General features: G+C 38.1%; 15 protein-coding genes. 9 read left to right on the top strand and 6 right to left on the bottom strand.

What is annotated here, in order from left to right; translation table 11 throughout:
* The first annotated feature begins 20 nt into the window (after positions 1–20).
* From M3600_RS01555 to M3600_RS01545, 3 genes are all read left to right on the top strand, one after another.
* On the top strand, positions 21–365 hold the full coding sequence (locus M3600_RS01555) for a PTS sugar transporter subunit IIB (RefSeq protein ID WP_251644631.1): 345 nt from the start codon (positions 21–23) through the stop codon (positions 363–365).
* A gap of 153 nt (positions 366–518) precedes the next feature.
* The gene (locus tag M3600_RS01550) at positions 519–785 is read left to right on the top strand and encodes a phosphocarrier protein HPr (protein ID WP_233314681.1); all 267 of its coding nucleotides are present in this window, start codon (positions 519–521) and stop codon (positions 783–785) included.
* A 116-nt stretch (positions 786–901) separates the two neighbouring features.
* Positions 902–1,687, top strand: a complete 786-nt coding sequence (locus M3600_RS01545) for an ABC transporter ATP-binding protein (RefSeq protein ID WP_251644630.1) — start codon at positions 902–904, stop codon at positions 1,685–1,687.
* A gap of 57 nt (positions 1,688–1,744) precedes the next feature.
* Here the strand turns inward: M3600_RS01545 and M3600_RS01540 are convergent, their stop codons facing one another.
* Entirely contained in the window at positions 1,745–2,050 is a 306-nt protein-coding gene (locus M3600_RS01540; RefSeq protein ID WP_233314679.1) for a hypothetical protein, read from the bottom strand.
* A gap of 274 nt (positions 2,051–2,324) precedes the next feature.
* Between M3600_RS01540 and M3600_RS01535 the strand changes: the two genes are divergently transcribed.
* Together M3600_RS01535 and M3600_RS01530 are read left to right on the top strand one after the other, a co-directional pair.
* A complete protein-coding gene (locus tag M3600_RS01535; RefSeq protein WP_251644629.1) occupies positions 2,325–2,837 on the top strand; it encodes an NfeD family membrane protein in 513 nt (170 codons plus the stop codon).
* A 48-nt stretch (positions 2,838–2,885) separates the two neighbouring features.
* A complete protein-coding gene (locus M3600_RS01530) occupies positions 2,886–4,373 on the top strand; it encodes a flotillin lipid rafts scaffold protein FloT (RefSeq protein ID WP_251644692.1) in 1,488 nt (495 codons plus the stop codon).
* 240 nt (positions 4,374–4,613) lie between these two features.
* Here the strand turns inward: M3600_RS01530 and M3600_RS01525 are convergent, their stop codons facing one another.
* Genes M3600_RS01525 through M3600_RS01515 form a run of 3 tightly spaced genes read right to left on the bottom strand, consistent with a single transcriptional unit; the run spans position 4,614 to position 7,580 of the window.
* Positions 4,614–5,492 (bottom strand): glycine betaine ABC transporter substrate-binding protein, encoded by an 879-nt coding sequence (locus M3600_RS01525; RefSeq protein ID WP_233314677.1) that lies wholly within the window; start codon positions 5,490–5,492, stop codon positions 4,614–4,616.
* Positions 5,493–5,496: 4 nt separating this feature from the next.
* Entirely contained in the window at positions 5,497–6,342 is an 846-nt protein-coding gene (locus M3600_RS01520) for an ABC transporter permease (protein WP_233314676.1), read from the bottom strand.
* Entirely contained in the window at positions 6,342–7,580 is a 1,239-nt protein-coding gene (locus M3600_RS01515) for a quaternary amine ABC transporter ATP-binding protein (RefSeq protein WP_233314675.1), read from the bottom strand. Before M3600_RS01515 ends, M3600_RS01520 begins: the two co-directional genes overlap by 1 nt.
* A 351-nt stretch (positions 7,581–7,931) precedes the next feature.
* On the opposite strand from M3600_RS01515, the gene M3600_RS01510 reads away from it, so the two are divergent.
* The 4 genes from M3600_RS01510 to M3600_RS01495 all read left to right on the top strand — a co-directional run bounded on the left by M3600_RS01510 (position 7,932) and on the right by M3600_RS01495 (position 12,879).
* Positions 7,932–8,471: a GbsR/MarR family transcriptional regulator gene (locus M3600_RS01510; protein WP_233314674.1), complete on the top strand. Its 540-nt coding sequence runs from the start codon at positions 7,932–7,934 to the stop codon at positions 8,469–8,471.
* Positions 8,472–8,714: 243 nt separating this feature from the next.
* Positions 8,715–8,816 carry a YjcZ family sporulation protein gene (locus M3600_RS01505; protein ID WP_233314673.1) on the top strand — a complete coding sequence of 34 codons (102 nt, stop codon included), beginning with the start codon at positions 8,715–8,717 and terminating at the stop codon, positions 8,814–8,816.
* 36 nt (positions 8,817–8,852) lie between these two features.
* Complete coding sequence (locus tag M3600_RS01500) at positions 8,853–8,990, top strand: YjcZ family sporulation protein (RefSeq protein WP_233314672.1); 138 nt, start codon at positions 8,853–8,855, stop codon at positions 8,988–8,990.
* A gap of 346 nt (positions 8,991–9,336) precedes the next feature.
* Positions 9,337–12,879, top strand: coding sequence for a CheR family methyltransferase (locus M3600_RS01495; protein ID WP_251644628.1), 3,543 nt, complete (start codon positions 9,337–9,339; stop codon positions 12,877–12,879).
* A gap of 9 nt (positions 12,880–12,888) precedes the next feature.
* On the opposite strand, the gene M3600_RS01490 is transcribed toward M3600_RS01495, so the two are convergent.
* Together M3600_RS01490 and M3600_RS01485 are read right to left on the bottom strand one after the other, a co-directional pair.
* The gene (locus M3600_RS01490) at positions 12,889–13,494 is read right to left on the bottom strand and encodes a hypothetical protein (RefSeq protein ID WP_251644627.1); all 606 of its coding nucleotides are present in this window, start codon (positions 13,492–13,494) and stop codon (positions 12,889–12,891) included.
* Entirely contained in the window at positions 13,491–14,168 is a 678-nt protein-coding gene (locus M3600_RS01485; RefSeq protein WP_233314669.1) for a cobalamin B12-binding domain-containing protein, read from the bottom strand. The genes M3600_RS01490 and M3600_RS01485 overlap by 4 nt, the downstream gene beginning before the upstream one ends.
* Between the last annotated feature and the right edge of the window lie 122 nt (positions 14,169–14,290).

The raw sequence follows: 14,290 nt of genomic DNA, 5'->3' as shown, positions 1-14,290 counted from the left end.
GAGTTAAGGGTGAGGATATCATGAGAATATTATTATGCTGTGCTGTCGGCATGTCTACAAGCTTGCTTGTGCGCAAAATGAAGAAATATGCAGAGACCAATAATATAGATTGCACTATCTGGGCGATTCCTGCTGAAGCGATCAACCATCATTTAGATAAAGCAGATGTTATTTTGCTTGGACCGCAAGTTCGGTTTCTGCTCCGTGATGTTACAAAAATGGCAAGCAAAAAAGAAATTCCTGTTTCCATCATTAATACGGTGGACTATGGAAAGTTTAATGCAAAGGAAGTTCTTGACCTTGCTGTGAAACTGGTTTCAGAAAAGAAAAACAGCGGGCTGGCCTTTTTTGATGGCCAGCAATAAGCTTTCCAAACACGCAAAAAAACATGAATAGTTTTCTGACTTTATCAAAAGATAGAAGAAGAACGGAAAAGAAAAGAAAAAAAGTTAGTATTAACATTGAAAATCAGCTAAAATAGAAAGGTAACACATATTTTTATTTGGAGGTATTTTACTATGAGCGAAAAAACTTTTACTATTATTGATGAAACTGGAATACATGCAAGACCAGCTACATTATTAGTAAGCACTGCAAGCAAATTCAAATCAGACATGCAAATTGCATATAAAGGCAAATCTGTAAACTTGAAATCCATCATGGGCGTTATGTCACTTGGTGTACCAAAAGGCGGAGAAATTACTATTTCTGCTACTGGTGAAGACGAAGCAGAAGCTGTAGATGGTTTGGAAGCAGTTCTTAAAAAAGAAGGCCTAGTAGGCTAATCCAAACAAAATACATACTAAAGGCCCCCTATACATTAGGGGGCTTTTAGTTTTCACAAGAATTATTATCCAAATATTCCGATTATCATGTAAAATGGGAATGGGAGGGAAAACTAATGGTTGTAAAGGCAGAAGGTATTGGACTTAAAAGGAATGGGAAATGGATTTTAAAGGATATTAATTGGGAAATTAACCGCGGAGAGCATTGGGTGCTATATGGCTTAAATGGAGCAGGAAAAAGTGCGCTGCTTAATATGATTTGCGCTTATTATCATCCAACAGTCGGAAAGCTGACTGTGCTTGACAAAGAATTCGGTGCATCAGAGCTTGGTGCTAATTTAAGAAAAAGAATCGGCCTTGTATCGAGCAGGCTGCAGCAAAATCTTTATGTATCAGACAGTGCCTATGAAATCATTTTGAGCGGTGCTTATGCAAGCATCGGTTTATATGAAACACCTACAGATGAAGTCAGGGCTAAAGCAATCCGCCTTCTTAGAGAGCTAGGCTGTTATGAATATGCCGACAGGGCATACTCCAGCTTATCGCAAGGAGAGAAGCAGCGTGTTTTAATTGCCCGTGCACTTATGCTCGACCCAGAGCTGGTAATTCTTGATGAGCCGGCGACCGGCCTTGATTTTTTAGCAAGAGAGCAATTGCTTGAAACAATTCAAACCTTGGCGCAAATGGAAGCGGCCCCGACGATTATTTATGTGACACATCATCTGGAAGAAATTTTGCCAGTATTTTCTTCCACATTGCTTTTGAAGGAGGGGACTGTTTTTGCTAAAGGAAAAACGGAAGAAATTATGACAAGTTCTAGCTTAAGCGAGTATTTCTCCTTTCCTGTCGATGTTATCTGGAGTAATGGACGGCCGCTTTTGGCTAAACATGTAACTCAATGACTTAAGAGATGGAATAAGGCTGGCCAAATTTCTGGCCAGCCTAAATCATGTGCATGTTTAATCCCAATCCTCGTAAACAACAACACCGCCAGTTAAATCAATGGTGTTTCGTTCCCCTTTATATAATAGCTTTCCGTTTTCCTCGACAATCAGATTCTCATAAGTAAATACTTTTTTGCCAGTTGGAAGGGTAATGATTACTTTGTCTCCTAGGTTTTGGTCATTGGGCTTATCTGCAAAAAATAGCTCTGTGAAAATAAAGCCGCCGATAAAAAGAAGAAGTAAGACACCACAGCTAATAAGGTATAATTTTTTTTTCCCCTTTTTATGATCCTGGTTTGCATGTTTTTCTAATCGATTCATCTTTTCCTCCATACTTGCATTGTTCAATAAATATTTAAAAATTCCCTTATTAGTAAAATATGAGATTTTCAAAAAAAGATGATTAATAATCGTAATTTAGAAAGATAGTAAATAATAAAAATGTGAATGATTAAAAAAATTAATAAATAGTGAAACTTCTCCGCGCTTTCTTCGTAAATAAGTTATCAAAACATTTAGAAAGGATAGGTGGTGAATGGTTTAGTTTGGGAGAGTGTTTTTTATAAATAAAACTTTAGAAAGTGAATGATGCTAAATGGAGCTATTCGGAGTTAGTATAATATCCATTTATCTCGCTGTATTAGTGATTTCAGCGGTGCTCATTTTGTTCTCCATCTTTTTTTCCGATATTATTCATGCAGATATCGGCATCCTTAATCCTACATTATTGCTTTCCTTTTTGACGATTTTGTCAGCATGCGGATATTTATTAGAACGCTATAGTGGTATGAACAGTCTGTTAATTCTTGGACTGTCGGCGATAGCGGCCTTAATTGCGGCAATTTGCTTCCACTTTTTTGTATTAATTCCATTATCTTCTGCAGAGGAGTCGCTCGTGTACAATGAAGAGTCTTTAAAGGGAAGAATCGGAAAAGTAATAACTGCAGTTCCAAAGGATGGTTTCGGGGAAATAATGATTGAAAGCACAAGCGGACATATTTCAAAGACAGCGGCCAGTTTTTACAATGAAGTTATCGAAAATGGAACAGAAACAATTGTGGTGGAGGTGAGAGACCGGATTTGCTATGTCGTCCCGTATGACGGCTGAAATGATTTACTTACAACATAAGGGAAAGAAGGAGGAACAATGATGGGAATTGCTCTAGAAATTTGGATTATTATCGGAATTGTACTTATTTTGTTTATTGCGTTAGTAGGTATTTTTATCGCTAAATATAAAACAGCAGGGCCTGATGAAGCACTTATCGTTACAGGCAGCTATCTAGGTTCGAAAAATGTTCATGTAGATGAATCAGGAAATAAAATTAAGATTATTCGCGGCGGCGGTACATTTATTTTGCCTGTGTTTCAGCAGTCAGAGCCGCTAAGCTTGCTGTCAAGTAAGCTAGATGTATCCACACCAGAAGTTTATACAGAACAAGGTGTTCCTGTTATGGCTGATGGTACGGCTATTATAAAAATTGGCGGATCAATTGGCGAAATTGCAACTGCAGCCGAGCAGTTCCTTGGAAAATCAAAAGGAGATCGGGAAAATGAAGCAAGAGAAGTGCTGGAAGGGCATCTTCGCTCGATTTTAGGGAGTATGACAGTCGAAGAAATCTATAAAAACAGAGATAAATTCTCTCAAGAAGTGCAGCGGGTTGCGTCACAAGATTTGGCAAAGATGGGCTTAATGATTGTTTCCTTTACAATAAAGGATGTAAGAGATAAGAACGGCTATTTAGATTCTCTTGGTAAGCCTAGAATTGCCCAAGTGAAAAGAGATGCAGACATCGCTACAGCTGAGGCAGACAAAGAAACAAGAATTAAAAGAGCAGAAGCAGATAAGGATGCGAAAAAGGCAGAATTGGAGCGGGCTACTGAAATAGCAGAAGCGGAAAAGGAAAATCAGATGAAAATGGCTGATTTCAGAAGAGACCAGGATATAGCGAAAGCTCGTGCTGACCAGGCATATGATTTGGAAACTGCACGTTCTAAACAAGATGTAACAGAGCAAGAAATGCAAATTCGCATCATTGAAAGACAAAAGCAGATTGAACTGGAAGAAAAAGAGATACTAAGAAGAGAAAAGCAATATGATTCGGAAGTGAAAAAGAAAGCCGATGCAGACCGTTACGCAGTGGAGCAGTCAGCAGAAGCAAATAAACGCAGACAGATGGCAGAAGCCGATGCCAATCAATACAGAATTGAGTCACAAGCGAAGGCAGAAGCCGAAAAAGTTCGTGTCGATGGATTGGCTAAAGCGGAAGCTGAGAAAGCAAAAGGGGAAACAGAAGCAGAAATCATCCGCTTGAAAGGTTTAGCAGAGGCAGAGGCGAAGCGGAAGATTGCGGAAGCATATGATATGTATGGCCAGGCAGCTATGTTAGATATGGTGTTGGAGATGCTTCCTGAGTATGCGAAACAAGTGGCAAGCCCGCTTGGCAACATCGAAAAAATTACAGTTGTCGATACAGGCGGAAACGGCAGCTCTGGTGCAAACAAAGTATCAGCATATGCGACTGATTTAATGGCAACAATGCAAGAATCTTTAAAAGCATCTGCTGGGATTGATGTGAAGGAGCTTCTGGATAATCTTTCAGGTAAGAGAGTCGACGCGCTCCCTTCAGAAGTAAAGGAATAAGATGAAAAGGGTATCCTGATTCGAGGATACCCTTTCGTCTGTAAACAAACTTTAAAGAGGAACTGTATTCATTCTATAAATAATCGAAATGGATGGGGACTACAGAAAAAACTGCTCGCTTTGAATGCATCATATCATTTAAATGTCCTGCTAATCTTTAAAGCAATATTTATTCTTAATTCCTTTTTTTCTTAGCAAACTAAAAGGGCATCCTATTTTTTAGGATACCCTTTTGATGGATTATTCTGCTTTCAAGTCTTCAATAGAATCAATATCCATATAACTTGGAACTACAAAACCAAGCTTTGTGCCTTCTAGGTTTGCACCTAGATCTTCAAACTTGCCTTTATACTTAGTAGCATAATCTTCATGTGTTATTGGCAGCCAGCCTGCAACATGTGCATCAAGGCTTCCATCTGCCACTCCAGTCCACATTGGACCTGCTTCAACTTGGCTTAATGTAACGTCATAACCTAGGTCAGTCAAAACTTTGCCGATAACATTTGTACTGGCAATTTCACTGTCCCAAGCAACATAGCCAAGCTTAATTTTATCGCCATTTACTTTTGAAACGCCCTTCGTCCATTCACTTACAACATCGGCATTATCTTTCACCCATGCAGCAGCTGCATCTTCAGGTTGTGTTCCATCATAAATTTCCATCATAACTTCGCCCATTGCATCTGTATCCCAATGGAAGTTATCAAGCACTTGATATGCTTCTGGCATATCTTCTTTTAAACCGTTGCGAACAATTGTATGAATGTTTTCATCTTCGCCGAATGAACCTTTAGGATCATCTAAATATTTCAGATCATATGCATTAAACATCCAATGCGGAGTCCATCCTGTAATAATGATTGGCTCTTTTTTATCATAAGCTTTTTTTAATGTGGCAGTCATTGCCGCACTTGAACCTTCGACAATTTCCCAGTCAGACAAATCATAATCTTCCTTGGCTTTGTTTGCTGCCTTCATAATTCCTGCACCAGGGTCAATTCCGATAATTTCGTGATCTACCTGCTCTGCGATGGGAGCATTCTCGTCTGCTTTAGAACCGCAGGCAGCAAGAGCGAAGACTAATGCTGCTGTAAATACTAATGTTATTAATTTTTTCATGTGTTTAAATTCCCCCTCGTTTTTTTGTACCAAGATTTTGTGTAATTCTATCAAGAATGATTGCAACCACTACAATTGCCAAACCGGCTTCAAAGCCACGTCCGATTTGGATTTGAGTAACTGCTCGGTAAACGTCAGCACCTAACCCAGGAGCTCCGACCATTGCAGCGATTACTACCATGGATAGCGCAAGCATAATACTTTGGTTAATACCGGCCATTATTGTCGGCATGGCAAGGGGAAGCTGAACCTTCAATAGTTTTTGTGCTGTGGTGCTTCCGAAGGACTCGGTCGCTTCCGTAATATCAGCAGGTACTTGCTGAACACCAAGAATCGTTAATCGAATAGTAGGTGGCATGGAGAAGATAACAGATGCTACTACACCAGGAACGACTCCTATATTAAAGAAGAAAATAGCAGGAATTAAATATACAAATGCTGGCATTGTCTGCATAAAGTCTAGTACAGGAACAACTATTTGCTTCACAGTATTTTTTTGCGATGCCCAAATTCCAAGCGGCACCCCTATGATAATCGAAATAATGACAGCTGACAGCACAAGTGCTAATGTGTCAAGCATTGGATCCCAATACCCAAGATTATCAACTAGAAATAAACCAACTAAAGTAAATAATGCGATTTTCTTATTTGCTAATTTCCATGCAATCAATGTCATAAGAATAATAAAGATATAGGAAGGGATAAAAGCAAATACAGCTACCAATGAATCTACTACAACTTCAAGACCTTCGCTGATACCGTCGAATGCTACTGCGAATGTGGTAGTCAGCCAATCTACAAATGTGTCAATCCAATCTGCAACCGGAAGTTTTGGAAATAGATTTTCCATTAGTTAAGCACCTCCGTTTTTTGTGTTTCAATCATTTCTAATGAACTGTTAATATTTTCATTATTGCCGGCAAGTGCACCGATAACAGCACCTCTGACAAGCATGCCTTTCAAGCGATGTTCCCCGTCTGTTACTGCAACAGGTATACTTGCAGTTGAAACTTTATCGAAGAGGTCAACCAGCAATGTTTCACCGCTTACTGTTACTGTCTCTTCCAATATTTCATGCAGAGGTATGTTGCTTTCAACCGCTTTTTTAGCTGCATCTGCTGTTACAGCACCAAGCAGCACTCTTTTTTTATTGACTACATAAATGCTGGATATTCCGAGGTCTCTCATCATTTGGAGAGCAACACGAGGCCCTTTGTCTACGTTAACAGCTTCTGCACGTTTCATAACATGGTTTGCTGTTAATACTTTCGAAAGATCAACATCTTCGACAAAACGCTCGACATAGTCGTTAGAAGGATTCATTAAGATTTCCTCTGGTGTACCTACTTGGACAATGGTTCCGTCCTTCATTAAGGCGATACGGTCACCAATACGTAAAGCTTCATCTAAATCATGTGTAATAAAGATGATTGTTTTTTCCATATTTGATTGCAAATCAAGTAATTCATCCTGCATATCTTTACGGATTAACGGGTCAAGTGCACTAAAAGCTTCATCCATCAGCAATACGTCTGGATCATTTGCAAGTGCTCTCGCAAGACCAACCCTCTGCTGCATTCCGCCGCTGAGCTGATCTGGATATTGGTTTTCATAACCTTCTAAGCCGACTAGTTTAAGAGATTCTAAAGCACGCTGTTTTCTGGCAGCTTTATCGATCCCTTGTATTTCCAAGCCAAACTCTGTATTTTCCAGAATCGTGCGGTGCGGAAGAAGAGCGAACTTTTGGAATACCATGCTAATCTTTTCTCTTCTGACTTTACGTAGTTCTTCCTTAGACATTTTCACAATGTCCTTGCCATCAATGTAGATTTTCCCTAGTGTCGGATCAATAAGTCTGTTCAGCAAACGGACTAGTGTTGATTTACCGCTCCCTGATAATCCCATAATGACAAATATTTCGCCTGCTTTAATTTCAAAGCTTGCTTTGTTAACACCGACAGTTGAACCTGTCTTTTTTAATATTTCCCCTTTACTCTCACCCTTTTGGAGAAGGGAAATGGCTTTTTTGCTGTTTTTACCGAAGATTTTTGTAACATCTTCAATTTTCACTTTTACGTTGTTTTCCATTCTTTCACCTCGTTTTTTCGGGAACCGTCAAGCTGGCACTCCATAAGTATAGTATTAATTAACTTATTCTCGCAAAGCTTATATTCAGTCAAATTCATTCATTCTGTACGTACAGAAAAAACTGTACGTACTGTAATAGACGTTTCCTTACAATTCCTCTTAAATACTGCCGAATGCTATTGTGATTGTTTCTTTACAAATTTATTAATCATGATAATCTATAAAGGAATAATAATTACTTTGAACAAACGTAGATGCGAAAAAGTGGAGAGTTGCCACAAAGATACAAAGCATCAGTTTCTCCGTTTTTCTTCTATATAATGAATGATGAAATTGGATGTGAATATAGCAATGGAAGGTAAAGAACAACTGGAAAGGGCTCGAGAAAGAGTAATTGACGTAATTGCTCAAAATATGGACTTGTATGGCGTAACAGATTCAATCGGCAGACTATATGGAATGTTAATGTTTCAAGAGCAGCCAATGACACTGGATGAAATGAAAGAAGAGCTCGGCATGAGCAAAACGAGCATGAGTACATCTGTCAGAACTTTATTGGAATTGAAGATGGTCGATAAAGTATGGAAAAAAGGGGTAAGAAAGGACCTATACAAGGCAGAAAGTGATTGGTACCAAAACTTTGTTGATTTTTTTGCAATTAAGTGGAGAGCGGCTATTTCGGAAAATGAAACCGAAATGAAAAAATCACTGACTGAATTAAACAAGCTATTGGACCGGGAAGATGTCGACGAAGAAGTAAAAGAAATGGCGAAAAGCGACATCCAAAAACTCGAGTACGCTCTAAATTACTATGATTGGCTCGAAAGATTTGTAGACAGTCTGGAATCAAAGGAAATCTTTAAGCTTATACCTATGAAGGAAACAGAATAACAAACTAAAAGGCCTCTCTATAATTTAAGAGAGGCCTTTTTAGTTTTTTAGAAAAAATATTTCACTAAGAGAATGTTGATTGGAACGAATAGGTGAGACAGCAGCTGTGCTCCTTTTTGCAATGAGAAAAAGTGCGGGTGCCTGCTTGTACTAGTCAAAAACCTAAAAAATGTGCATTTGACTATCGCACATTCTGGGGGTTTTGAATAGGATATATGGAATTTAAAAAAGGAGGAGTTAATTATGGGTGAAGTAGGATACGGCGGAGGTTTCGCTCTATTAGTAGTTTTGTTCATCTTGTTGGTAATCATTGGCGCTTCTTGGGGCTACGGCGGACTTTACTAAGAGATAAAAATAATTAATTATAAGGAGGAACACTATATGTACGGATATGGTGGATGTGGTTATCCTAGCTACGGTTATTCATGCGGAGGACATGGTTACGGCGGAGGTTTCGCGTTAATCGTTGTTTTGTTTATTCTTTTGATTATTGTAGGTGCAGCTTGCTTTAAATGGTAAGTATATGGAGTAAGCCTGATTCCAGACGTGGAATCAGGCTTTTTCGATAAAAAAAATAAAAAAAACGATAAAAAATGTTTAGAGCCTAAAAATAACGGGTAAAGAATACTAAAAAAATTTTTTGAATTAGGGACGTGAGGGGACATGCAAAGAAGATGGGTTATTTACCGTTTGACAGCAGAGGAAAAATTCAATTAAAACATAGTTACATATCATGAATAAACCATTGTCACTTTTTACCATATATTACAATAGGTGTTGGAGTAGTATAATTATAGACATATAACATAGGACATCAATTTATATCTTAAAAATACATATATTCTTTATAGAATCGGGGGAAATTATGACTGAAAACATCTCTACCCATTCATCGGAGCATACTGATAGGATGAATGACTATTATGTGGTCGGAATTGGGGCTTCGGCTGGCGGACTGGAAGCAATTGAACAGTTTTTTGCCAATATGCCTTCAAACACAGGTATGGTCTTTGTCATTGTACAGCACCTTTCATCCAAGTATAAGAGTTTTATGCCGGAGTTGCTCGCCAAAAAAACGAACATGAATATTTTACGGGCGGCAAAAGGAATGCAGTTGGTTCCTAATACGATCTATTTAAATCCTCCGAATCAGTTCTTAACAATTAAAGAAGGAGTTTTTGAGCTGGAGGAATATGAGAAAGACAAGCATTATAACTTTCCAATCGATACATTTTTCAGGTCGCTTGCCTATGAAAAGCAGCAGAAGGCAATAAGTATTGTTTTTTCAGGTAATGGAACAGATGGGACAGAAGGTATTCAGATCATAAAAGAGAATGGAGGAATTGTGTTTGTTCAGGAAAAAGATACAGCTAAATTCCATAACATGCCAAAAAGTGCAATCACTTCAGGAGTTGCTGATTATGTAGAAGCTCCTTCTGACATTCCTGTAATCATCCAGACAATTACAGATCCATCCAGCTTAAATTATAGTGAAGAGTCACTTAAGCATATCTTTAATATTTTGCTGAAAAAAACAGGTATTAACTTCTCCTATTATAAAAAAAGCAGTGTGCTGCGCAGAATCGAAAGAAGAATGAAGGTAATTAAAGATCCGCTGCATTCATTAGATGCGTACCGTGATTATTTGTTTAAGGTTCCAGAGGAGATTGATTTACTGCAAAAGGATCTTCTTATCGGTGTAACTCAATTTTTCAGAGATCCAGAAGCCTTTAAGGAAATCGAGAAGCTGATACCAGAGCTTGTAGAAAGAAAAATAAAAAATGGTGAAGAAGAAATCCGGGTGTGGACTGTAGGCTGTTCAACAGGACAAGAAGCGTATACAATGGCTATGCTTATTGATCAGTATATCGAGACAATTGAAGATTCAATTGATTTTCGTATTTTTGCAACAGATGTTGATAAAGATTCTATAAAGACGGCTAGCCAAGGGATATATGATAGTGAACTGTTAAGCGAAATTCCGTCATACATAAAAGAAAAATACTTTGAGCCTGCCGGTGAAAAGTACCAAGTTAAGAAAACAATCAGAAAGAAAATTGTGTTTGCTCCCCATAATATTTCAAAAGACTCCCCTTTTGTAAATATTGACTTAATCAGCTGCCGCAATATGATGATTTACTTCCAGCCTGAATTGCAGCAAAGAATCTTGTCGCTTTTCCATTTTTCCCTGATTGAGGATGGAATACTATTTTTAGGATCAAGTGAAACAGTTGGCAAGCTTTCTGGCTTTTTTGAGCCTATCCATTCTAAATGGAAAATCTATCGCAACAAGCAAAGTGATAAATGGGATTTGAAGGAGCCTGCAATTCATTCCAAAACGAAGGCGAAGGAAACCACAAATTCCGATGTGCATGTACCTACCACATTCTTTGATGCACTGCCAGGACGAAAGGTAGACTTGCTTTATCAAAAGCTTGTTAATGATTTTATTAATCCATGCATCATTTTAAATGAGCAGAATGAAGTGGTGCTCACCTCGAAAAAGGCGAATCGTTTTTTATCGGTTCCGATTGGTGAAACGAATTACAGTATTTTTAAAATGGTTCCAGCCCATCTGTCGGTCATTATTGGAACAGGTTTAAAAAAACTAAGAGAAAACGAATCAGAAGTAACGTATAAAAATGTGCTGTTAGTCATTGACAAGGAAGAAAAATATTTCGACTTAACGATTAAAAGATTTCTTGATAAAGATGCTCTTTCGATTCTTTTGTTTCATGAGGAAGAAGAAAGTAAAGGAATTATTTCCTCACCTATCTATTTTGACCATGACAGCACAATCAGTGAAAGGGTCATCGATTTAGAGCAGGAATTATTCTATACGCAACAGAATCTGCAGACAACAATAGAGGAGCTTGAAACGTCCAATGAAGAGCTGCAATCAACGAATGAAGAGCTGATTGCCTCTAATGAAGAGCTGCAATCGACCAATGAGGAGCTGCAATCTGTCAACGAAGAGCTTATAAACGTTAATAATGAATACGAGAATAAGATTGCCGAGTTAACCGATTTAACGAATGACTTGGATAATCTATTAATAAACACAAATATAGGAACGATCTTTTTAGATAAAGGTTTCAACATTAAATTATTTACACCAGAAGTGCAGAAAATCGTCAATGTGCTGGACATGGATATTGGCCGTCCGTTATTTCATATCTCCCATAATTTAGAGTACGGTTCCTTACTTGAGGACGCAAAGGAAGTATTGAAAACGACATCTAAAGTGGAAAGAGAAATTCGCAGCTATGACGGCAACTGGTATGGCATGAAGGCAATGCCTTACCGCACGAGCGATAATATTGTCGATGGTGTTGTTATTACTTTTACCGATATTACAGAAATTAAAACCTATAATCAAAAGCTGAGTCTGACCTCCAGCGTGATTGAACAGAGTCCGACAAGCATTATTATTACCGATAAAGCTGGTAGAATTGAATATACAAATGAGCGCTTTAAGCTTCAGACTAAGCAAGAACTCGATTGTATAGGCCTGCATATATTAGATGTGTACGAGCAATACTTAAATGCAGAGGGATTTCTAGCAGTTTGGGAAGCTATTAAAGCAGGCAATGATTGGGAAGGGAATATTACTTACCGTTTGGATGATGGTATTGAAAGATGGGAGAATGTCAGTTTTCATCCGATTAAAGATTCTTATGGAAATTTAGTTAATATTCTTCGCACATCTGAGGATATAACGGAAAATAAAAAATCAGAAGCCATGCTGAAAAAATCAGAAATGCTTTCTGCTGTCGGCCAGCTTGCCGCAGGTATTGCCCATGAAATTCGAAATCCATTAACTTCACTGAAAGGCTTCTTGCAGCTGATGATGCAGAGCAATACATATAACAAGGAATATACGGAAGTGATGTTCTCAGAATTCAATAGGCTGGAGTTGATTATCAGTGAATTCCTAGTATTGGCAAGACCGCAAGCTGTTGCATTTAAAGAGCAGCAAATAGAAGGAATTCTAGAAGATGTCAATGTATTGCTGAGTACTCAGGCAATCTTAAAAAATATCAGTCTTGCACTAGACTATGAACTGAATATGCCTCCTGTTTATTGTAATGAAAAAGAGTTGAAGCAGCTGTTTATCAACATGATTAAAAATGCAATGGAAGCAATGGATTCAGAAGGTGCAATCTCTATTTCTGCCCGAATGGAGACAGAAGGTCAGCTTCTTGTCACAGTGTCAGACCAAGGGAAGGGAATACCGAAGGAGCAGCTAGAAAGAATGGGCGAGCCTTTCTATACAACAAAGGAAAAAGGAACTGGCTTAGGATTGATGATCAGTCAAAAAATCATTGATAACCATAAAGGCACACTGACTTTCCATAGTGAAGTAGGAGTAGGTACAACTGTTGAAATGAGATTTCCTGTCAAATGAAAAAAACCCTTAGTAAAGGGCTTTTTTCATTTCATCAACAAGAGACTTTATTTCATACAGCTCATCATAAATCATTTCCGAATATTCCCCTTTTCCATCTTCAATAATGAGCGGGGAAATAACACCGAGCAGGTCAACTATTGTGGAAGTTGACCTTTTAACTTTATCCAGCTTTTTCTTTGTATCGAGATTTTGAAGATGATCAAGACTTTCTTTATCCTGCTTTAAGACTGGAGGCATAATTTTTATATCCTGCCCAGCCTGCAGTTTGAGCAATGCTTCTCTTAGCTGGTTTAGCTCATAGGAAAGATTGATATATTGGCTGTCTATGAAATGACAAACGATATAATAATGTTTGTTAGCTGAATCATATGTATATTGAATCTGACATAGAGCCAAACCTTCACTTGTTTTCATATTCGCTTCCATTGATGTTTTTCCATGGCTGTCTGTAAGAAAGGCAATCGTTTTTTCGCAGCTTTCAAGATCAACGAGCTCCAGAAAACTATCAGCAGCAAAAAACCTCGCTTTGCTTGCATTAGATCTTGCTAATATGGAATAGCGGTCGTTTATTAGGAAGAATGGCATTGGCATCAAAGATAAATCTACCATCATAAAGAGTCACCTCTTGCAGAATGAATAAAGCTGCTTTCTTCATTGTAATCTTTAAGCCAGTATTTCAACTGTGATTGTTCTGATATAAAGATGGTTGCAGGACTTGCATATGGTCTTAAATTATAATCATGAAGCAGTCTGCTTCCGACAATTATTGCAGGCTGTGGTGTTAGCTCTTCAAGCTGTTCAATATATGGGCGGAGAGTTGGAATTGAATAAGACATCGACAGGGACATGCCAATTACATCAGGCTTCCATTTCTGTGCCATATAAACAGCGTGTTCAAGCGGAAGGTTAGCACCGAGGTTTTTGACATCCCAGCCAGCTTCTTCGAAGGTCGAAGCTACCATTTTTAGCCCTAGCGTATGGTGTTCCCCTTCTAGGCAAAATAATAATGCCTTTTTTGCTAGTGCATCGTTCTTTTGGATATTCAGCATAAAATGAGAGAGTATGATTTCGCAAATACCTGTAGCTAAATGCTCATCTGCAACACTTATTTCGTTTTTTTGCCATAATTCTCCGATATAATTCATGGCAGGTGTAATTAATTCATCGTAAATAAAAGAAGTATTATAGCCTTGATAATCAAGTTCCTGAATAATTGCCATGCTTTTTTGTATATTGCCTTCAAGTAAAGCGCCAGCAAGCTCTTTAGCCGAAACGAAATGCGTCACTTTGTATTGTCACGTCCAATCTGGAATATTGTCTTCGTTATGAATGAAGTTTCGAAATTGTAGTAAATAAATTATACTATAAATACTGGATCAGTTAACTAGAAAATCATAGAAGGGATAAA

Source organism: Niallia sp. MER 6 (assembly GCF_023714395.1).
Classification (GTDB): Bacteria; Bacillota; Bacilli; order Bacillales; family Cytobacillaceae; genus Niallia.
Note: the sequence above shows the minus strand (reverse complement) of the source record. Positions and strands in the feature narration are given on the sequence as shown.

Excerpts from the sequence above, each read along its gene's own strand:
- M3600_RS01540 (WP_233314679.1), bottom strand. The coding sequence starts at position 2,050 with ATGAATCGATTAGAAAAACATGCAAACCAGGATCATAAAAAGGGGAAA.
- M3600_RS01535 (WP_251644629.1), top strand. The coding sequence starts at position 2,325 with ATGGAGCTATTCGGAGTTAGTATAATATCCATTTATCTCGCTGTATTA.
- M3600_RS01490 (WP_251644627.1), bottom strand. The coding sequence starts at position 13,494 with ATGATGGTAGATTTATCTTTGATGCCAATGCCATTCTTCCTAATAAAC.
- M3600_RS01555 (WP_251644631.1), top strand. The coding sequence starts at position 21 with ATGAGAATATTATTATGCTGTGCTGTCGGCATGTCTACAAGCTTGCTT.
- M3600_RS01525 (WP_233314677.1), bottom strand. The coding sequence starts at position 5,492 with ATGAAAAAATTAATAACATTAGTATTTACAGCAGCATTAGTCTTCGCT.
- M3600_RS01550 (WP_233314681.1), top strand. The coding sequence starts at position 519 with ATGAGCGAAAAAACTTTTACTATTATTGATGAAACTGGAATACATGCA.
- M3600_RS01500 (WP_233314672.1), top strand. The coding sequence starts at position 8,853 with ATGTACGGATATGGTGGATGTGGTTATCCTAGCTACGGTTATTCATGC.
- M3600_RS01495 (WP_251644628.1), top strand. The coding sequence starts at position 9,337 with ATGACTGAAAACATCTCTACCCATTCATCGGAGCATACTGATAGGATG.
- M3600_RS01545 (WP_251644630.1), top strand. The coding sequence starts at position 902 with ATGGTTGTAAAGGCAGAAGGTATTGGACTTAAAAGGAATGGGAAATGG.
- M3600_RS01520 (WP_233314676.1), bottom strand. The coding sequence starts at position 6,342 with ATGGAAAATCTATTTCCAAAACTTCCGGTTGCAGATTGGATTGACACA.
- M3600_RS01505 (WP_233314673.1), top strand. The coding sequence starts at position 8,715 with ATGGGTGAAGTAGGATACGGCGGAGGTTTCGCTCTATTAGTAGTTTTG.
- M3600_RS01510 (WP_233314674.1), top strand. The coding sequence starts at position 7,932 with ATGGAAGGTAAAGAACAACTGGAAAGGGCTCGAGAAAGAGTAATTGAC.
- M3600_RS01515 (WP_233314675.1), bottom strand. The coding sequence starts at position 7,580 with ATGGAAAACAACGTAAAAGTGAAAATTGAAGATGTTACAAAAATCTTC.